Annotated in this window: 18 protein-coding genes and 1 pseudogene; 12 read left to right on the top strand and 7 right to left on the bottom strand. The window is 61.6% G+C overall.

Annotation, left to right across the window (positions count from 1 at the left end):
• The first annotated feature begins 315 nt into the window (after positions 1–315).
• Positions 316–2,046, top strand: coding sequence for an acetolactate synthase 3 large subunit (locus GV001_RS16700; protein ID WP_160081849.1), 1,731 nt, complete (start codon positions 316–318; stop codon positions 2,044–2,046).
• A 2-nt stretch (positions 2,047–2,048) separates the two neighbouring features.
• The gene (ilvN, locus tag GV001_RS16695; protein WP_160081847.1) at positions 2,049–2,540 is read left to right on the top strand and encodes an acetolactate synthase small subunit; all 492 of its coding nucleotides are present in this window, start codon (positions 2,049–2,051) and stop codon (positions 2,538–2,540) included.
• A gap of 42 nt (positions 2,541–2,582) precedes the next feature.
• Here the strand turns inward: ilvN and ilvY are convergent, their stop codons facing one another.
• Positions 2,583–3,464, bottom strand: coding sequence for an HTH-type transcriptional activator IlvY (gene ilvY / locus GV001_RS16690; RefSeq protein ID WP_160081836.1), 882 nt, complete (start codon positions 3,462–3,464; stop codon positions 2,583–2,585).
• A 125-nt stretch (positions 3,465–3,589) separates the two neighbouring features.
• Here ilvY and ilvC point away from each other — a divergent pair, with 125 nt between their 5' ends.
• From ilvC to msrQ, 4 genes are all read left to right on the top strand, one after another.
• Positions 3,590–4,606 (top strand): ketol-acid reductoisomerase, encoded by a 1,017-nt coding sequence (gene ilvC, locus GV001_RS16685; protein ID WP_160081834.1) that lies wholly within the window; start codon positions 3,590–3,592, stop codon positions 4,604–4,606.
• A 155-nt stretch (positions 4,607–4,761) separates the two neighbouring features.
• Complete coding sequence (gene pssA, locus GV001_RS16680; protein ID WP_160081832.1) at positions 4,762–5,577, top strand: CDP-diacylglycerol--serine O-phosphatidyltransferase; 816 nt, start codon at positions 4,762–4,764, stop codon at positions 5,575–5,577.
• 63 nt (positions 5,578–5,640) lie between these two features.
• Positions 5,641–6,642 carry a protein-methionine-sulfoxide reductase catalytic subunit MsrP gene (msrP, locus tag GV001_RS16675; protein ID WP_160081830.1) on the top strand — a complete coding sequence of 334 codons (1,002 nt, stop codon included), beginning with the start codon at positions 5,641–5,643 and terminating at the stop codon, positions 6,640–6,642.
• Complete coding sequence (msrQ, locus tag GV001_RS16670) at positions 6,642–7,256, top strand: protein-methionine-sulfoxide reductase heme-binding subunit MsrQ (protein WP_160081828.1); 615 nt, start codon at positions 6,642–6,644, stop codon at positions 7,254–7,256. Before msrP ends, msrQ begins: the two co-directional genes overlap by 1 nt.
• 468 nt (positions 7,257–7,724) lie before the next feature.
• On the opposite strand, the pseudogene GV001_RS16665 reads toward msrQ, so the two are convergent.
• The 3 genes and pseudogenes from GV001_RS16665 to GV001_RS16655 form a co-directional block, all read right to left on the bottom strand.
• A pseudogene (locus GV001_RS16665) lies at positions 7,725–8,030 on the bottom strand (biotin/lipoyl-containing protein); the annotation flags it as partial.
• Complete coding sequence (locus GV001_RS16660; RefSeq protein WP_160081826.1) at positions 8,031–9,083, bottom strand: alpha-ketoacid dehydrogenase subunit beta; 1,053 nt, start codon at positions 9,081–9,083, stop codon at positions 8,031–8,033.
• Positions 9,080–10,312, bottom strand: a complete 1,233-nt coding sequence (locus tag GV001_RS16655; RefSeq protein ID WP_160081824.1) for a 3-methyl-2-oxobutanoate dehydrogenase (2-methylpropanoyl-transferring) subunit alpha — start codon at positions 10,310–10,312, stop codon at positions 9,080–9,082. Before GV001_RS16655 ends, GV001_RS16660 begins: the two co-directional genes overlap by 4 nt.
• 284 nt (positions 10,313–10,596) lie before the next feature.
• Here GV001_RS16655 and GV001_RS16650 point away from each other — a divergent pair, with 284 nt between their 5' ends.
• Positions 10,597–11,058 (top strand): Lrp/AsnC family transcriptional regulator, encoded by a 462-nt coding sequence (locus GV001_RS16650; RefSeq protein ID WP_160081822.1) that lies wholly within the window; start codon positions 10,597–10,599, stop codon positions 11,056–11,058.
• A gap of 283 nt (positions 11,059–11,341) precedes the next feature.
• Here GV001_RS16650 and GV001_RS16645 read toward each other — a convergent pair whose 3' ends face one another.
• Entirely contained in the window at positions 11,342–12,466 is a 1,125-nt protein-coding gene (locus tag GV001_RS16645) for a YbdK family carboxylate-amine ligase (RefSeq protein WP_160081820.1), read from the bottom strand.
• Between the two features lies 1 nt (position 12,467).
• Entirely contained in the window at positions 12,468–13,655 is a 1,188-nt protein-coding gene (locus tag GV001_RS16640) for a cation:proton antiporter (protein ID WP_160081818.1), read from the bottom strand.
• Positions 13,656–14,326: 671 nt separating this feature from the next.
• Here GV001_RS16640 and GV001_RS16635 point away from each other — a divergent pair.
• Complete coding sequence (locus tag GV001_RS16635; RefSeq protein WP_160081816.1) at positions 14,327–15,628, top strand: MFS transporter; 1,302 nt, start codon at positions 14,327–14,329, stop codon at positions 15,626–15,628.
• A 111-nt stretch (positions 15,629–15,739) separates the two neighbouring features.
• Complete coding sequence (locus GV001_RS16630) at positions 15,740–17,185, top strand: SulP family inorganic anion transporter (protein WP_160081814.1); 1,446 nt, start codon at positions 15,740–15,742, stop codon at positions 17,183–17,185.
• A gap of 64 nt (positions 17,186–17,249) precedes the next feature.
• On the opposite strand, the gene GV001_RS16625 is transcribed toward GV001_RS16630, so the two are convergent.
• Positions 17,250–17,681, bottom strand: a complete 432-nt coding sequence (locus GV001_RS16625) for a helix-turn-helix domain-containing protein (protein WP_160081812.1) — start codon at positions 17,679–17,681, stop codon at positions 17,250–17,252.
• A gap of 81 nt (positions 17,682–17,762) precedes the next feature.
• Between GV001_RS16625 and GV001_RS16620 the strand changes: the two genes are divergently transcribed.
• Genes GV001_RS16620 through GV001_RS16610 form a run of 3 tightly spaced genes read left to right on the top strand, consistent with a single transcriptional unit; the run spans position 17,763 to position 19,121 of the window.
• Complete coding sequence (locus tag GV001_RS16620; RefSeq protein ID WP_160081810.1) at positions 17,763–18,260, top strand: DUF2938 family protein; 498 nt, start codon at positions 17,763–17,765, stop codon at positions 18,258–18,260.
• A gap of 37 nt (positions 18,261–18,297) precedes the next feature.
• The gene (locus GV001_RS16615; protein ID WP_160081808.1) at positions 18,298–18,897 is read left to right on the top strand and encodes a flavodoxin family protein; all 600 of its coding nucleotides are present in this window, start codon (positions 18,298–18,300) and stop codon (positions 18,895–18,897) included.
• Positions 18,894–19,121, top strand: coding sequence for a DUF2798 domain-containing protein (locus tag GV001_RS16610; RefSeq protein ID WP_160081806.1), 228 nt, complete (start codon positions 18,894–18,896; stop codon positions 19,119–19,121). Before GV001_RS16615 ends, GV001_RS16610 begins: the two co-directional genes overlap by 4 nt.
• The last annotated feature ends 29 nt before the right edge of the window (positions 19,122–19,150 follow it).

Genomic DNA, 19,150 nt, shown 5'->3' with positions numbered 1-19,150 from the left:
GAAGTTTCCGTGCGCGATAACTTGACTTAGTGTGCACGAATCAGAACAATCCCAGGCTCTGCTGTAGTGGAGTCCGCCGCAAGTGTCCTCCAGCTCAGCGAAAAAAGGCGCTACCCGTGCCGACCCCGTTACACCCGCAACGCGTTACCTCGCGCTGGGAAGGAGGGGCCCCGCAAGATTGGGCCGTTCCGCTACACGTCAAGCAGACCTCGTAGTATCCGCGACCACAGTCGCCGCCTGTTTGCTGACCTGTAAGACCTACTTCAAGGACCACTCGTTGACGGGTGGTAATCTGGCGTTCTAGAGGTGAACAACGTGGAGCTTTTATCCGGCGCTGAAATGGTCGTCCGCTCGTTGCGTGACGAAGGCGTGAAGTACATCTATGGGTACCCGGGCGGTGCCCTCCTGCACATCTACGATGCCCTGTTCAAAGAGCCGGAAGTGACCCATATCCTGGTGCGTCACGAGCAGGCCGCCACCCATATGGCCGACGGCTATGCCCGCGCCACCGGCAAGCCCGGCGTGGTGCTGGTGACCTCCGGTCCAGGCGCGACCAATGCCATTACCGGTATCGCTACCGCCTACATGGACTCGATTCCGATGGTCATCATTTCCGGTCAGGTGCCCAGCACCGTGGTCGGTACCGATGCCTTCCAGGAAACCGACATGGTCGGCATTTCCCGTCCGATCGTGAAGCACAGCTTCATCATCAAGCATCCTTCGGAAATCCCCGAAGTGATCAAGAAGGCCTTCTATCTCGCCCAGTCCGGTCGCCCCGGCCCGGTGGTGGTGGATATTCCCAAGGACATGGGCGATCCGTCGCAGAAGTTCGAGTACAGCTACCCGAAGAAGGTCAAGCTGCGCTCCTACAGTCCGGCTACCCGTGGTCACTCCGGGCAGATCCGCAAGGCGGCCGAGATGCTCCTGGCGGCCAAGCGCCCGGTGCTTTACTCCGGCGGCGGCGTGATCATGGGCGGCGCTTCCGAGCCGCTGACCGAGCTGGCCAAGATGCTCAATATCCCGGTGACCAATACCCTGATGGGCCTTGGCGCCTTCCCCGGCAGCGATCGCCAGTTCGTCGGCATGCTCGGCATGCACGGCAGCTACACCGCCAACCTGGCCATGCACCACGCCGATGTGATCCTGGCGGTCGGTGCGCGTTTCGATGACCGTGTGATCAACGGCGAGACCGGCGCCAAGTTCTGCCCGAACGCCAAGATCATCCACATCGACATCGACCCGGCTTCGATCTCCAAGACCATCAAGGCCGACATCCCGATCGTTGGTCCGGTGGACAGCGTGCTGACCGAGATGGTTGCCATCCTCAAGGAAATCGGCGAGACCCCGAACAAGGAGACCGTCGCCAACTGGTGGAAGCAGATCGACGAGTGGCGCGGCAGTGGCCGCCTGTTCCCCTATAACGAGGGTGACGGCAGCATCATCAAGCCGCAGACCGTGATCGAGACCCTCAGCGAAGTGACCAAGGGCGATGCCTTCATCACCTCCGACGTGGGCCAGCACCAGATGTTCGCGGCGCAGTACTACCGCTTCAACAAGCCGAACCGCTGGATCAACTCCGGTGGTCTGGGCACCATGGGTTTCGGCTTCCCGGCGGCCATGGGCGTCAAGCTGAACTTCCCGGAGGCCGACGTGGCCTGCGTCACCGGCGAAGGCAGCATCCAGATGAACATCCAGGAGCTGTCGACCTGCCTGCAGTACGACCTGCCGGTGAAGATCGTCAACCTGAACAACGGTGCCCTGGGCATGGTTCGCCAGTGGCAGGACATGCAGTACAGCAGCCGTTATTCGCACTCCTACATGGAATCGCTGCCGGACTTCGTCAAGCTGGCCGAGGCCTATGGTCACGTGGGCATGCGCATCACCGACCTGAAAGACCTCAAGCCGAAGATGGAAGAAGCCTTCGCCATGAAGAACCGCCTGGTGTTCCTCGATATCGCCGTGGACACCAGCGAGCACGTGTACCCGATGCAGATTCGCGGCGGTGCCATGCGTGACATGTGGCTGAGCAAGACGGAGCGGACCTGAACATGCGCCATATCATCTCCCTGTTGCTGGAAAACGAACCCGGTGCCCTGTCGCGCGTGGTTGGCCTGTTCTCCCAGCGCAACTACAACATCGAAAGCCTGACCGTGGCGCCGACCGAGGACCCGACCCTGTCGCGTCTGACGCTGACCACCGTAGGCCACGATGATGTGATCGAGCAGATCACCAAGAACCTCAACAAGCTGATCGAAGTGGTCAAGCTGGTGGACCTGTCGGAAAGCGCCCACATCGAGCGCGAGCTGATGCTGGTGAAAGTGAAGGCCACCGGCGCCCAGCGCGCCGAGGTCAAGCGCACCACCGACATCTTCCGTGGGCAGATCGTCGACGTAACCAGCAGCGTTTACACCATTCAGTTGACCGGTACCAGCGACAAGCTGGACAGCTTCATCCAGGCCATCGGCACCGCGTCGATCCTGGAGACCGTGCGCAGTGGTGTCACCGGCATTGCCCGTGGCGACAAGGTCCTGAGTATCTGATCGTCATGTTGCAAAAGAAAGCCCCGCCCAGTGCGGGGCTTTTTACTTCTGGCGGTTCCAGAAGGCGGCGATCAGCGGATCCTTGAGGCGCTTTTGCAGGGCGAACAGGCCGATGTCGTACGCGGTCAGTGGCGGCTGGATGTCGTAGATGCGGATGCGCGCGGTCAGCGGGCTGTTATCCAGGACGATCTGCGGTACCACGCCGATACCGAACCCCAGGCTCACCATGCTGACGATGGCTTCGTTGCCGCTCACCTGGGCATAGATACGCGGCTTGATGTTGTGGCTCTTCAGCCAGCGGTCGGTGCGAGTCCGCGCGAGTCCTTCTTCCGACAGGATCATCGGTACGTCCCGCCAGTTCTCGGCGCTGGGGTGCTTCAACTGTTCGTCGCTGAGCAGTTGGGATGACTGTGGGCCGATGAAGCGCAACTCGGAGCGGGCGATGGGCTGGAACGCGACGTCGGCCGGCAGGTTGTCCGGGCGAGCGCCGATGGCCAGGTCTTCCAGTTCCTGCTGCACGCGCTCGACAGCCGTTGCCGGATCCCCTGTATGCAGCTTCATTTCGATGCGCGGGTAGTTCTGGCGGAAGCTGCTGAGAATGTCGTACAGAAAGCTGTAGCTGGCCGTGACCGAGCAATACAGGGAGAGCTCGCCGTGCAGGATCTGTTGGTCCTGTTTGAATGTCTGGCGGATGGCCTGCCAGCCGTTCATCACGTCCTGGGCGTACTGGCGAAACTGCTGGCCCTCGCGGGTCAGGCGAACCGAGCGGTTGTCGCGCAGGAATAGCGGGGCGCCGAGCTCGTCCTCGAGTTGCTTGATACTGCGGCTGAGGGCCGAAGGGCTGACGTGCTGTTCGCGGCTGGTTTTGCCGAAGTGCAGGTTGTCTGCCAAGGAAAGAAAAAGCCTGAGTGCGTGGCTATCCATAATCGTTTCATATATCGGCACGTTGTATTGCAAATATATCATTTTACGCAATGGAACGGATCGCTTAAGGTGCCTCCGTAGCGGTGCTGTGCACCTCCCCCATTCGATCCAAAAGAGCCAAGACCATGAAAGTTTTCTACGACAAAGACTGCGACCTCTCGATCATCCAGGGCAAGAAAGTTGCCGTTATCGGCTACGGTTCCCAGGGCCACGCCCAGGCGTGCAACCTGAAGGACTCCGGTGTCGACGTCACCATCGGTCTGCGCAAGGGCTCCGCTACCGTTGCCAAGGCCGAAGCCCATGGCCTGAAAGTGACCGACGTGGCCACTGCTGTTGCCAACGCTGACCTGGTGATGATCCTGACCCCGGACGAATTCCAGGGCCGTCTGTACAAGGACGAGATCGAGCCGAACATCAAGAAAGGCGCTACCCTGGCCTTCTCCCACGGTTTCTCGATCCACTACAACCAGGTCGTACCGCGTGCCGACCTCGACGTGATCATGATCGCGCCGAAAGCCCCGGGCCACACCGTGCGTTCCGAGTTCGTCAAAGGCGGCGGCATCCCTGACCTGATCGCCATCTACCAGGACGCTTCCGGCAACGCCAAGAACGTCGCCCTGTCCTACGCCGCCGGCGTCGGTGGCGGTCGTACCGGCATCATCGAAACCACCTTCAAGGACGAGACCGAAACCGACCTGTTCGGCGAGCAGGCCGTTCTCTGCGGCGGTTGCGTCGAGCTGGTCAAGGCCGGTTTCGATACCCTGGTTGAAGCCGGTTATGCGCCGGAAATGGCCTACTTCGAGTGCCTGCACGAGCTGAAGCTGATCGTCGACCTGATGTTCGAAGGCGGCATCGCCAACATGAACTACTCGATCTCCAACAACGCCGAGTACGGCGAGTACGTGACCGGTCCGGAAGTCATCAACGCCGAATCCCGTCAGGCTATGCGCAACGCTCTGAAGCGCATCCAGGACGGCGAATACGCCAAGATGTTCATCACCGAAGGTGCGGCCAACTACCCGTCGATGACCGCCTACCGCCGCAACAATGCCGCTCACGGCATCGAAGTGGTCGGCGAGAAGCTGCGTGCGATGATGCCGTGGATCTCCGCCAACAAGATCGTTGACAAGACCAAGAACTAAGGTCTTTCGACGCTCGAAAAAGACGCGGCTCCGGCCGCGTTTTTTTATGCTCGCTGCGGGCTTCTGGTATAAAGCCCATTCGTTTGCAGGGCGCTGGCGAACCTGGCTCGCCGGCTCCGGTCGAAGTCCAATCAAACCGTTGCAAGGTATTGTTCATGAACGAACGTCCCGAGGAATCCGGCAAGGCCCCCGAAGAGGAGAGCCTCCTGCCCATCGATGAACATGTGGAAGAAGGGCAGGACGCCGAAGGCCGCAAGGTTCGTCATCGCGGCATCTATCTGTTGCCCAACCTGTTCACCACTGCTGCCCTGTTCTCCGGGTTCTACGCCATCGTCAATGGCATGAACGGGCAGTTCGATCATGCCGCCATCGCCATCTTCGTGGCCATGGTGCTCGACGGCCTGGATGGGCGGGTGGCGCGCCTGACCAATACCCAGAGCGCATTCGGTGCCGAATACGACTCGCTGTCAGACATGGTCGCCTTCGGCGTGGCGCCGGCGCTGGTCGCCTTCGAATGGGCGCTGGGCAGTCTGGGCAAGGTCGGCTGGATGGTGGCCTTCATCTATGTCGCCGGTGCGGCGCTGCGTCTGGCGCGTTTCAATACCATGGTCGGCAAGGCCGACAAGCGCTTCTTCATCGGCCTGGCCAGTCCTGCCGCGGCAGCCCTGGTGGCTGGTACCGTGTGGGCGTTCAGTGACTTCGGCATCAAGGGCTCGAACATGGCCTTCGTGGTCGCCTTGCTGGTCGCGGCTGCTGGTACCCTGATGGTCAGCAATATCAAGTACCACAGCTTCAAGGATCTCGACCTCAAGGGGCGCGTGCCCTTCGTGGCCATTTTGATCGTGGTGCTGGTGTTTGCCGTGGTCTTCAGCGATCCGCCGCGCATCCTGCTGCTGATCTTCGTGGCCTATGCCGCCTCCGGCCCGGTGCAATACCTGTTGCAACTGCGTCGCCGCAAAGCTGCGCAGTGATGTAATTTCCTGCCGGCTCCGCGGTCTATTGGCGCATCAGCCGTCCTTAACCGCGGAGCCATCATGCTGATCAAAAGCCCTCCCACATCTGCTGAACGCGAATCCGACGTCACCCCGGAAGCCGTCTATCTATCACGCCGCAGGTTCATGATTGCTGCCGGTGGTCTGGCGGCTATGGGCGCTTTGCCGCTGCGGGCCGAAAGCCAGCGCTATGTCGATGTCGAGCCCGCTGCGGCTCCCGCCTGGTTCGCCGACAAGCTTGCCGAAGTGCGCTGGGGGGCGATAACTCCCGGTGAAGAGGCGTTGACCCCGTTCAAGGATGTCACCCACTACAACAACTTCTATGAGTTCGGTACCAGCAAGGGCGACCCCGCGCGTTATGCCGACAAACTCGAAGTGGAACCGTGGGCGGTGATGATCGATGGGGCGGTCGCCAAGCCGGGGTTGGTGTCCTTGGGGGGGCTGGTCGGGCCGCATCAGTTGGAGGAGCGTATCTATCGGCTGCGCTGTGTCGAGGGTTGGTCGATGGTGATCCCCTGGCTGGGCTTCCCTCTGTCTGCGCTGCTCAAGCTGGCTGAACCGACGGGGCAGGCCAAATACGTACGCTTTGAAACCAAGGTTGCAGCCGAGCAGATGGCGGGGGTGCGTTCCGGTTTTTCCCTGATCGACTGGCCTTATGTTGAGGGCCTGCGAATGGATGAGGCCATGCACCCGTTGACCATCCTGGCGGTTGGGCTCTACGGGCGTGTGCTTCCGAACCAGAATGGCGCACCGCTGCGCTTGGTCGTGCCGTGGAAGTATGGCTTCAAGAGCATCAAGTCGATTGTGCGCATCAGCTTGCTTGAGGAGCAGCCGAGAACCACCTGGGAAGGCTTGGCGCCTGACGAGTACGGCTTTTATGCCAACGTCAATCCGGGCGTCGATCACCCGCGCTGGAGTCAGGCCAATGAGCGCCGCCTGCCGGGCAGCCTGTTCCGTCCGAATGTGATTCCGACCCGGTTGTTCAACGGTTATGACGAAGTGGCCGCGCTCTACAGTGGCCTCGACCTGCGGAGGTACTATTGATGCGCTATCGAAACTGGCGGTTGGCTGTATTCGTCGCGACGCTATGTCCCCTGCTGCTGTGGCTCTATCAGGGGTTGATGCAGTCGCTGGGTGCCGATCCTGGCAAGACGCTGGTTGACCGGCTCGGGCTGGGGGCGCTGATTATCCTGTTGCTGACGCTGGCGATGACTCCGTTGCGCCGCCTGACGGGCTGGGGTGGTTGGATTGCGGTGCGCCGGCAATTGGGGTTGTGGTGCTTCAGTTATGTGTTGCTACATGTCTGTGGCTACCTGCTGTTTCTTCTCGGGCTGGACTTTGCCCAGTTGCTCGATGATCTGCGTGAGCGGCCTTACATCATTGTCGGGGTTCTGGCCTTTACTGGCCTGCTGGCTTTGGCGCTGACGTCCAATCAGTACAGCATTCGGCGACTGGGTAAGCGCTGGCGGCAGTTGCATAGGCTCGTCTATTTCATCCTGGGCCTGGCCTTGCTGCATATGCTGTGGGTTGTACGCTCGGATATTGGAGAGTGGCTGCTCTATGCGGTCATTGGTGTTGTGCTGCTGTTGTTGCGTCTGCCGGCCCTGGCGGGCCGCTTATCGGGTCATTTGGCTGGGGTGACGAAGGCGGCGCAATAAAGTGTTGACGGCCAATTTCCCAAGCCTATAATGCGCACCTCTTCCGGCGCGGCCTGATCTGAAAACTCCTTGCTAAACAAAGAGTTAGACGAAAATAAAGGTTGTGCTGGCGGCGGATTCGAGTAGAATGCGCCGGCCTGACAGGGCGGTGGTTTGATCCTGTCGGTGCTTCGGTTCGAAAGAGCTGAAGAGGTTGGAAAGAGGTGGTTGACAGCGGCTTTGAACGCTGTAGAATTCGCCTCCCGCTGATGTGAAGCGTAAGGCAGATCGGAGGCGCAAGCGGTTGAGAAGAAAAGAAAAATTCTTCGAAACTGGTTGACAGAAAGAAAGGCTGCTGTAGAATGCGCGGCCTCGGTTGAGACGAAAGACTTCGCCGAAACGCTCTTTAACAACTTGAATCAAGCAATTCGTGTGGGTGCTTGTGGAGTAAGACTGTTAGTCGCAAGATTATCAGCAACACAAGTAACTCTTCGGTTGTTCTACAGGTAGCGCCGCGCTAGGTGCGGGTGCGCCGGCCTTGGCGTTGCCGGCACCGGCCACTTCCAGGCGGATCAGTTCGCTGCCGACGGCCATCACCTGGCCCGGCGTGCCGCCCAGGGCCAGCACCGTGCCGGCCACTGGCGAGGGGATTTCCACCATGGCCTTGTCGGTCATCACATCGGCCAGGGTCTGATCCTCGGCCACGGTCTCGCCAACCTGCACATACCACTTCACCAGCTCGACTTCGGCGATGCCTTCGCCGATGTCCGGCATCTTGATCACATGGGTACCCATTCAGACCTCCATTGCGCGCTTGAATGCCGCGCCGACCCGCGCCGGCCCCGGGAAGTAGTCCCACTCCTGGGCATGCGGGTAGGGCGTGTCCCAGCCGGTGACCCGTTCGATGGGCGCTTCCAGGTAGTGGAAGCAGTGCTCCTGCACCAGCGCCATCAGCTCGGCGCCGAAGCCGCAGGTGCGGGTGGCCTCGTGGGCGATCACGCAGCGCCCGGTCTTTTTCACCGAGCTGACTATGGCCTCCAGGTCCAGCGGCCAGAGGCTGCGCAGGTCGATGATCTCGGCATCCACGCCGGTCTCCTCGGCGGCGGCCTGGGCCACGTAGACCATGGTGCCGTAGGTCAGCACGGTCAGTGCGTTGCCGGGGCGGGCGATGGCGGCCTTGTCCAGCGGCACCTTGTAGTAACCCTCCGGCACCTGGCTGGCCGCGTGCTTGGACCAGGGCGTTACCGGACGGTCGTGGTGGCCGTCGAACGGGCCGTTATACAGGCGCTTGGGTTCGAGGAAGATCACCGGATCGTCGTTCTCGATGCAGGCGATCAGCAGGCCCTTGGCGTCGTAGGGGTTGGACGGCATCACCGTGCGCAGGCCGCAGACCTGGGTGAACATCGCTTCCGGGCTCTGGCTGTGCGTCTGCCCGCCGTAGATGCCGCCGCCGCAGGGCATGCGCACGGTCATCGGCACGGTGAAGTCGCCGACCGAGCGGTAGCGGATGCGCGCCGCCTCGGAGATCAGCTGGTCGGAGGCCGGGTACACATAGTCGGCGAACTGGATCTCCACCACCGGGCGCAGGCCGTAGGCGCACATGCCCACGGCGGCGCCGATGATGCCGCTCTCGGAAATCGGCGCGTCGAACACCCGCGAGGTGCCGTACTTCTGCTGCAGGCCTTCGGTGCAGCGGAACACGCCGCCGAAGTAGCCGACGTCCTGGCCGAACACCACCACGTTGTCGTCGCGCTCCAGCATCACGTCCATCGCCGAGCGCAGCGCCTGGATCATGGTCATGCTGGTGACGGCTTGGGTGTTCTCGTGTTGCGTCGTCATGGCGGTCATACCCCCAGCTCCTGGCGCTGCCGGCGCAGGTGCTCCGGCAGCTCCTTGTAGACATCCTCGAACATGTTGGCGGCGCTGAAGACATGGCCGTCGACCAGCGAGCCGTGGCTTTCCGCCTCCTTCTGCGCGGCCAGCACTTCGCCTTCCAGCTTCTTGTGCAGCGCTTCGTGCTGTTCTTCGGACCAGATGCCCAGAGCGACCATGTGCTGCTTCAGGCGGGCGATCGGGTCACCGAGCGGGAAGTGCGCATAGTCGTCGGCCGGGCGGTATTTCGACGGGTCGTCCGAGGTCGAGTGCGGGCCGGCGCGGTAGGTCACCCATTCGATCAGGCTCGGCCCGAGGTTGCGCCGGGCACGCTCGGCGGCCCAGCGGGAGGCGGCGTAGACGGCCAGGAAGTCGTTGCCGTCGACCCGTAGCGAGGCGATGCCGCAACCGACGCCGCGGTTGGCGAAGGTGGTGCCTTCACCGCCGGCGATGGCCTGGAAGGTGGAGATCGCCCACTGGTTGTTGACCACGTTGAGGATCACCGGCGCGCGGTAGACGTGGGCGAAGGTGAGGGCGGTGTGGAAGTCCGACTCGGCGGTGGCGCCGTCGCCGATCCAGGCCGAGGCGATCTTGGTATCGCCCTTGATCGCCGAGGCCATGGCCCAGCCCACCGCCTGGATGAACTGGGTGGCCAGGTTGCCGGAAATCGAGAAGAAGCCGTACTCGCGGCTGGAGTACATGATCGGCAGCTGGCGGCCCTTGAGCGGATCGGCCTCGTTGGACAACAGCTGGCAGATCATCTCCTTCAGCGGGTAGTCGCGGGCGATCAGGATGCCCTGCTGGCGATAGGTCGGGAAACACATGTCGCCGTCCTGCAGGGCCAGGGTGTGCGCAGTGGCGATGGCTTCCTCGCCCAGGCACTGCATATAGAAGGACATCTTCTTCTGCCGCTGCGCGGTGGTCATGCGCGCGTCGAAGATGCGGGTCTTGAGCATCGCGCGCAGGCCGCGCAGCAGTTGCTCGCTGCTCAGTTTCGGGTCCCACGGGCCGACGGCGTTGCCTTGCTCGTCGAGCACGCGCACCAGGCTGTAGGCCAGGTCGCTGGTGGCGGCGGGTTCCACGTCGATGGCCGGCTTGCGCACGGTGCCGGCGGCGGACAGGTGCAGGTAGGAGAAATCGGTCTTGCAGCCCGGTCGCCCGGTGGGCTCCGGCACGTGCAGGCGCAAGGGCGCGTAGTCAGTCATGGTGCCTCCAGTCAAAAGTGATCGGGAACGGATCAGCAGCGTGACGGCGGACTGGGCGGGTGCAGCATGTCTGGCTGGACGGAGGCGCAAAGGGCATGCGCGCGGCGGGTGCGGCAGGGGAGGCGGGTGTGCGTGACATCACTCATGGTGAGGCCCTCGTCGTTGTTCTTGTGATTTCAGTATATGCTTCGACTGCTAGTTTTTTGCTCCAAAGTCACTAGGTTTGCCTGGCTGTATTAGTATGTTTTAACTAATAAAACCAATAATCGTAGAAGCCTGCCGCCATGTCCGAACTTGACCGCATCGACCTGAAAATCCTCCGCGCGCTGGCCGAGGATGGCCGCATGAGCTGGCGCGACCTGGCCCTGAAAGTCGGCCTGTCGATGACCCCGACCCTGCGCCGGGTCCGTCGCCTGGAAGACGAGCACTACATCCAGGGCTATTTTGCGCGCCTCGACGAGGAGCGCCTGTCCGGGGCGATGAGCGTGTTCGTCTCTGTCTCCTTAGAAAAGCAGACCGGCGACTACCTCGCCCGTTTCGAGGAGCGCATCGTCGAGGCACCGCAGGTGATGAGCTGCTTCCAGATGACCGGCGACGCCGACTACATGCTGCGCGTGGTGGTCAAGGACCTGGCCGCCTACCAGGCCTTCCTCACCCACACCCTGACCTGCATCCCCGGCGTGGCCGGAATCAAGTCGGCCTTCGCCCTGAAGTCGGTGATGCTGCGCTCGGCGCCGCCGATTTGAGGGGCTGTGCGGCTGCCTGTCAGCACTTCTGTGGGAGTGGCTTTAGGCGCGAAGTGCTGGCCAGTGCTATGGGGTTGATGGTGCGACCGGCACACCCGCGTTGGGGCTGGGTAGAGGGCAGCTACCAACTCAACGCTGTCGGTGGGGAGCGGTAGAAACCGGCCAGAAGCTGTTATCAGGTATTTACGGGTTTCAGGGGTATTTACTTGTCTCTAAGTTATAACAGGCTGGGGCACCACCATCTTGGTATACACGGCTGAGGTGATATCAAGAGAGAAAAAGCTTAATTTTCATTGCGGCGAAAGTATTCAAGTGCTGCATCAACCATGCCCTCCACACTGCCGCGAGCCTGGTGTTCGCGACGAAGTAGGGTCGCGTCGTTCTCCTCATGAGTAATTCGGTAAATAAGCTCAAGTGCTGCGCCACAGCTTAAAGCCTCGGCCTGTGGCTGCAGCTGCCGAACTGTTGTCAGAATATCCTCGCGAAGAGAAATTCGATCATAGCTCCTGGGGTGTACGACAACGCCGTCAAGTCCAAAGCGGCATGCCTGGAACCGGTTGTAGTTGTAAACCAGATAGTCATCCTCAATTGGTGCCTTCTCACCGCGCTCAAATAAGTGCCGGCACAGACACTGCAGGTAGCAGGCTAATGCTGCCGCTCGCTCCACCGACAATGGCATATCGCAGACACGTAACTCTAAGGTCCCATACTCAGGCTTTGGGCGGATGTCCCAGTAAAAATCCTTCATGCTCTTAACGACGCCAGTGCGCTCCATCTTGGAAAAGAATTCATTGGAGAAATTGTCCCAATCCAGAATAAACGGTGCCCGACCGCTGAGCGGGAAGGAAAAAATTGAATTCAATCGTGCTGAGTTAAAGAGGGTATCCCGTCTCTGTACAAAAGGTGAAGATGCTGAAAGTGCGATGAACTGCGGCACGTAGCGATTGAGTGCATGTAACAAATACAGAGCATCGCTGCCACTCCGGCAGCCTACATGGATATGCAGGCCGAACACGGTGAACTGCTCAATAAGGTAACCATAGAGTGCAGAGACCTCACGGTACCTGGGCTTCTCAAAGATCCGACGCTCCGACCATAATTGGAACGGATGGGTGCCGCCGCCACAGATCCCAATGTTCAGTTGATCGCCAGCGTGGACGAGGATATTTCTCATCTGGCACAGCTGCGTCAGTAGACTGCCATATGCGTAGTGCACATCCGTGGATACCTCGATCATGCTTTCCGTGACTTCTGGCACAACATTCCCAGGAAAGGCTTTGCGCTGCAGCAAGGAAAGCAAGTCGGGGCTTGCAGCGATTAAGTCGAAATTGCTCAGACTAACCAACTGCAACTCTAACTCGACACCCAGACTGAGTGCCGACGACTGCTTGAACGCCTCTAGCGGCATGTCAGTCTCCCCTCCTTATCTGCACCTCATGAGCGAGTACCAGAGTTCCCTGTGTGAGCAATGGCCCCAAAATCTCCATAACTAAGGCAGCAGCTGCCAGGGGAGCTAATTGGTCGAAGAGATTTATACCCAGGTAACGTGTTTGCTCCAAAACCAGGATCACGAATGCCGCAAAAGGGCCTAAAGCGATACCCAACAAAAGCCCTTTGTATAAAGAAATTCCGCTCAAGTTCGCGAACAGTAACACGCCGGTGAGCTTGGCCAGTGCGCGCGTCAGAACTAACAACAAGCCAAAACCCAGGCCAGCCACTACAACATCCCACTCAAGTGTGGCAGCGATAAATACAAACAGAAAAACGGCCAGTAGATCACCTAGGGGGCCAAAGTTTCTCTGCGTCTGGCTCATGACAATGCGACGGTGGCGCGCAGTAAGTCCAAAGGTGAGTGTTGCCAGTACGGGAGAAAGCTTTAAAGCATGAGCTAAAGCTACTAAAGCGATTACTGCTATTGCAAAAGCCAGTGTGGCGTCGTGAGTTGCTCGGCCCAGCCAGCGAAGTAGTATCGGTATAAGCAGTCCAAAAATAATCCCTGTCAGGGCGGAGAGCAGCAAGAGGAGCAGGCTAGTAGAAGTGGCATCCCAGATGTTTTCAGATGTGTGGAAAACCAATAGACCGACTACGACCTTGAAAACAATAATTGCGAATACGGAATTGAGGACTGCGAGGTGAATCAAGCGTTCGCTGACTTGGCCGGAGCCGCACTGTTCGTTAATTACCCGTAACACTGTGGCCGGTGAAGTAGCCATTGAGATTGATGCCAGCAATAGTGCCGTGAGGTGAGCCGTGTCAAATGCAATGGCTAGCAGATATACCGCCCCAAACGTCAGGCTTGCCTCGGCCAAGCAGGTGAGACCAAGCCATGGGTTGGTTCGCAACCAGCGAAGGTTGAATCGATAGCCCGCCTCGAACAGGATCAAGCCGAAGGCGATATGTGCCAGCAGAAAGATCTCCGGCTCCAGTGAGCTTGGCAGCAGGCCAAATTGAGGCCCTGCCAAGAGGAATCCAGTGAGGCCGTAAATACTGATGCGCGACAGGCGTACCCAGCGGAAAGCTACTTCGCCGGCCATCCACGCGATCAGGATTGCAAGGGGCCATGCCATCTCTCGAACAAGCGTGCTGAGTTCTGGCACCTGCTGCCCTCCCTCTTAGCTAAGGCCTTGACTATAGGCTCCGGGGATCAAACATGCGCTCACTCATACGGAAACGTAGTGCAATGGCCCTGCTTTTTCTTCAGGCTAGTCGTTCCCCTTGAGCATCAACCGCCCAAATCTGAGGGGTAGCTGTGGCGGCATCCAGCCCTTCGCCAACGTCTCCTTCTGGCCGATTCTGTTGAAAAAGTCGGTCTCCGAGGGAGCTGCTTTTCGGCAGCTCAACAATCACTCATTTCTGGCGTTGCTACGTAAAAACCAACGCAGCTCCGCCTTCTGAGCGAGTCAGATTTCAACGTAGTCAACGCTATTTCGTGGTCAAAAATCGCAAAGGGACTTTTTCAACAGAATCGGCCGATTGCAGCCGCTCTACTAGTCGTCGTGGCCAGCCTTGCCTGCATTGCCGCGGCACAATCCCCGACTTCCACACCATAAATGCCGATCAGCTTGCGCATCCACCAATCTGGGCAGGGCTGTGCCGGCTTTCTCCCTGTACCGCTGTGACGCTGCGCGTGCGCTTGGCGGTCTCAGTTCATGGCCAGTCGGTTTCGGCAATGACCGGGCCCTGTCTTCTGCTTGACTGAACCATACTCCAGTCCATCCCCGATAAGCCTGTGCGCAGGCGCCCCCCTGATCGAACTCCCGAGCCGTCCATGACCAGTATTTGGAAGTCGTTTCGCTCACTGTATTTCGCCACCCTGCTGATGCTGATCGGCTCCGGTCTGCTGAGCACCTACCTGGGCCTGCGCCTGGCGGCGGACAAGGTCGATACCGCGTGGATCGGCGCGCTGATGGCGGCCAACTACCTGGGCCTGGTGCTGGGTGGCAAGGTCGGCCATCGGCTGATCGCCCGGGTCGGCCATATGCGTGCGTTCGTTTCCAGTTCCGGAGTGGTCGGCGCCGCTGTACTCGGTCACGGCCTGATCGACTGGCTGCCGGCCTGGCTGCTGCTGCGCGCGCTGGTGGGCCTGGGCATGATGTGCCAGTACATGGTGATCGAGAGCTGGCTCAACGAGCAGGCCGATGCCAGCCAGCGCGGGCGGGTGTTCTCCGGCTACATGATTGCCTGCTACCTCGGCCTGATGCTCGGCCAGCTCACGCTGGTGCTGCATCCGGCGCTGGGCGTGGAGCTGCTGATGCTGGTGGCGCTGTGCTTCACCCTGTGCCTGGTGCCGGTGGCCATGACCCGTCGCAGCCATCCGGCTCCGATGCAGCCGGTGGCCCTGGAGCCGCTGTTCTTCATCAAGCGGGTGCCGCAGTCGCTGACCACCACTCTGGTTTCGGGGCTGGCCATCGGCTCCTTCTATGGGCTGGCGCCGCTGCACGCCTCACGCATGGGCCTGAGCACCCAGCAGGTCGGCCTGTTCATGGCCAGCTGCATCCTCGCCGGCCTGTTGGTGCAGTGGCCGCTGGGCTGGCTGTCGGATCGCTATGATCGCGGCGCGCTGATCCGCAACTGCGCGGTATTGCTGACCCTGGCCAGCCTGCCTATGGCCATCTTGCCCGAGCTGCCGCTGGCGCTGCTGTTCCCCCTGGGCTTTGTCTTCTGCCTGCTGCAGTTCAGCCTGTACCCGCTGGCCGTGGCGTTCTCCAACGATTACATCGAGGCCGAGCACCGGGTTTCGCTGACGGCCATGCTGCTGGTGACCTTCGGCATCGGTGCCTGCCTGGGGCCGCTGACCGCGGGGCTGTTGATGCGCGAGCTAGGGCCGAACATGCTCTACGCCTTTGTCTGCTTCTGCGCCTTCGTGCTGATCTTTCGCGTGCGCCCGGACACCATCAAACAGATGCAGCCGGTGCCGGATGCTCCGCTGCAGCACGTGGCCGTGCCGGACAACATGACCAGCTCGCCGCTCTCGGCCGCCCTGGACCCACGCGTGGAGGAACGCACGGTGCACGAGCAGATGCAGCGCGCCAACCCCGCGGCCGAGGCGGGCGACCAGTCGGCGCCGTGATGGCGCCTGGCCAATCACTGGCCGGCCCGCCGGCATTTCCGTAACATCCGCGGCCCTCGTTCCCCTCACTCTCCGCGGACCGGCCTTGCCTGCCCGCCCTTGGGTCATTGCATGAAAGTAAAACGTCTGCGCGTCGACGTCCTGGCCGGGCTCACCACCTCCTTCGCGCTGGTGCCGGAGTGCATCGCCTTTGCCCTGGTGGCGCACCTCAATCCGCTGATGGGGCTCTACGGCGCCTTCATCATCTGCACCCTGACCGCACTGTTCGGCGGCCGGCCGGGCATGGTCTCCGGTGCCGCCGGCTCGATGGCTGTGGTGATAGTCGCCTTGGTGGTGCAGCACGGCGTGCAGTACCTGCTGGCCACCGTGCTGCTCGGCGGGTTGCTGATGATCCTGTTCGGTCTGCTGCGCCTGGGCAAGCTGATCCGCATGGTGCCGCACTCGGTGATGATCGGCTTCGTCAACGGCCTGGCGATCATCATCGCCCTGGCCCAGCTGGAGCACTTCAAGCAGGGTGACACCTGGCTCAGCGGCAACGCGCTGTACCTGATGCTGGGCCTGGTGGCGCTGACCATGGCCATCGTCTACCTGCTGCCGCGCCTGACCCGCAGCGTGCCGCCGGCGCTGGTGGCGATCCTCGGCGTGGGCCTGGCGGTGTACCTGCTCGGCCTGCCGACCCACACCCTGGGCGACATGGCGCACATCGCCGGCGGCTTGCCGCAGTTTGCCCTGCCGCAGGTGCCCTGGACCCTGGAAACCCTGCGCATCATTGCGCCCTACGCGATCCTGATGGGCCTGGTCGGCCTGCTGGAAACCCTGCTGACCCTGAACCTGACCGACGAGATCACCGAGAGCCGTGGCTACCCGGATCGCGAATGCGTGACCCTGGGCGCGGCCAACATGGTCTCCGGGGCATTCGGCGGCATGGGCGGCTGCGCGATGATCGGCCAGACCGTGATCAACCTCAGCTCTGGTGGCCGCGGCCGGCTTTCCGGCGTGGTGGCCGGGGTGATGATCCTGCTGTTCGTGCTGTTTCTCTCGCCGCTAATCGAGCGCATTCCGCTGGCGGCACTGGTCGGGGTGATGTTCGTGGTGGCGCAGCAGACCTTTGCCTGGGCCTCGCTGCGGGTGCTCAACCGGGTGCCGCTGAACGATGTGCTGGTGATCATCGCGGTAACCAGCATCACCGTATTCACCGACCTGGCCACCGCCGTGCTCTGCGGCATCGTCATCGCCGCGCTCAACTTCGCCTGGCAGCACGCCCGCGAACTGTATGCCGACAGCCATCTGCAGGCCGATGGCAGCAAGCTCTACAGCCTGCACGGCACGCTGTTCTTCGCCTCGACCACGCCCTTCCTCAACCAGTTCGACCCCGCCAACGATCCGCAGCAGGTCGTGCTCGACTGCCGCCACCTGAGCTTCGTCGACTACTCGGCCATCGCCGCGCTGAAGACCCTGCGCGAACGTTACGCCAAGGCCGGCAAGCAGCTGCGCGTGCTGCACCTGTCCGCGCGCTGCAAGCAACTGCTCAAGCGTTACGGCGTGCCGCACGACTGAGGCCGGGACGTGCGGTTGTCTTCTGACTAAACCACCTCCGGCTGGTCGGGGCCGTCCGCCCGGCTCACTGGCCCAGGCCCTTGCGTCCGCCTTTTCTGTGCTTGCGTGCATGGGCGCTGGCGGCCGCCGCTTGCACCAGGCGCTGGAAGGTCGGGCACTCGGCGTGGCTCGGCGCCGGGCAGGCCGCCGCATGACGTAAGCCATTGCTCATGGCCTGCAGGCGCTTGATGGTGGCATCGAGCTCATCGGCCTTGGCCGCGAGCATCTGCCGGTCGATCGCCGGCGCGCCATTGGGCGCGAACATCGTGCGTATTTCATCCAGGGTGAAGCCGGCCGACTGGCCGAGCGAGATCAGCGCCAGTTGATCCAGGATCTGCGGCGCAAAGCTGCGCCTTAGCCCCTGGCGGCCGAGCGAAGCGATCAGCCCCTTTTCCTCGTAGAAACGCAGTGCCGATGCCGGTACGCCGGAGCGTCTGGCGACTTCAGCGATATCCATAAGATACCTCTTGACCTCAAGTTCACTTGAACTTGTAGATTCGAGCAGAACCCCTGGCGGGTCAACCTTGAGGAGGTCCTTATGACGCACTTACTGCAATTCATAACCCTGGCGGCCGGCATCGGCATCCTGGCGACGGCGCTGATGGATGTCTGGCTGATGCTGTTGAAATACCGCGGCGTGCCGACCCTGAACTTTGCCTTCATCGGTCGCTGGGTGGGGCACCTGTTGCGCGGCAGGCTGGCCCATGAAGCCATCGCCAAGGCGCCGCCGATCCGCGGCGAACTGGCCCTGGGCTGGCTGATGCACTACCTCACCGGTATCGCCTTTGCGGCGCTGCTGCTGGCCATCGCCGGCCTGGACTGGGCCTGGCAGCCGACGCTGCTCCCGGCGCTGCTGGTTGGGGTCGCCACAGTCAGCATCCCCCTGCTGGTGATTCAGCCGGCCATGGGCTCGGGCTTCGCCGCCGCCAACACGCCAACCCCTCTAAAGAACTGCATCAAGAGCGTGGCCAATCACAGCGTGTTTGGCCTGGGCCTCTACCTGGCCGCCGTATTCATCAGCGCACTGCTGCGCTGAGCGCAGCAACGCATCACGCACAACCCGGAGAACCGTCATGAACAAAGTCGCAGTGATTTACCACAGTGCCCACGGGCATACCGCGCACATCGCCGGCATCGTTGCCGAGGGTGCGCGCAGCGTTCCCGATATCGAGGTTTGCCTGCTGCAGGCGCAAGACCTGGCCAGGGCGCCGGATGCGCTGCTCGAGTTCGACGCCTACATCCTCGGCTCACCCACTTACCTCGGCGGGGTGTCGGCCCAGGTCAAGGCCTTCATGGATGCCACCGGCGGGCTGTGGCGCAGCCAGCAGCTGCGCGGGCGCCTGGCGGCGGGTTTCACGGTGTCGGCATTGCCGGCCGGTGACAAGCAATCGACGCTGCTGTCGATGTTCGTCTTCTGCATGCAGCACGGCATGCTGTGGGTCGGCAATCCGATTCTGCCGGAGCAGCACAGCGGCGTGGCCTACGACGAAGCGGCGAACCGCCTCGGTTCCTGGTCGGGGCTGATGGCCCAGGCGGAGAAAGCCTCATCGGCCGACTCGTTTGTGCCGGGCGATATCAAGACCGCGCGGCTGTTCGGGCAGAACTTCGCCGCCACCCTGCAGCGCCTGCAGCACGGCAGCCCGCTCACGCAGAGCCTGGAGGTGGTCGGATGATCCCGCGCAAATACAGCCCGCTGCTGTTCGCCCTGATTCTCTCGGGGCTGATGTCTCTGCTGGTCTCGGGGCTGTCGACCTTTCGCGCCACGGGGCCGAGCCCCGGCTTTGTCAGCCTGTGGCTCGGCGCCTGGCTGACGGCCTGGCTGCTGGCTTTGCCGCTGGTGCTGCTGATCAGCCCGCTGACTCGGCGCGTGGTCGAGTGGCTGGTGCGTAGTGATTAGAGGAGCAGGTTGCCGGTGCGTGAGCTGAT

The sequence above is a fragment of the Pseudomonas sp. 8AS genome (assembly GCF_902506505.1).
GTDB lineage: Bacteria > Pseudomonadota > Gammaproteobacteria > Pseudomonadales > Pseudomonadaceae > Aquipseudomonas.
The sequence above is the reverse complement of the archived record's forward strand: the minus strand, read 5'-3'. Positions and strand labels throughout refer to the sequence as shown.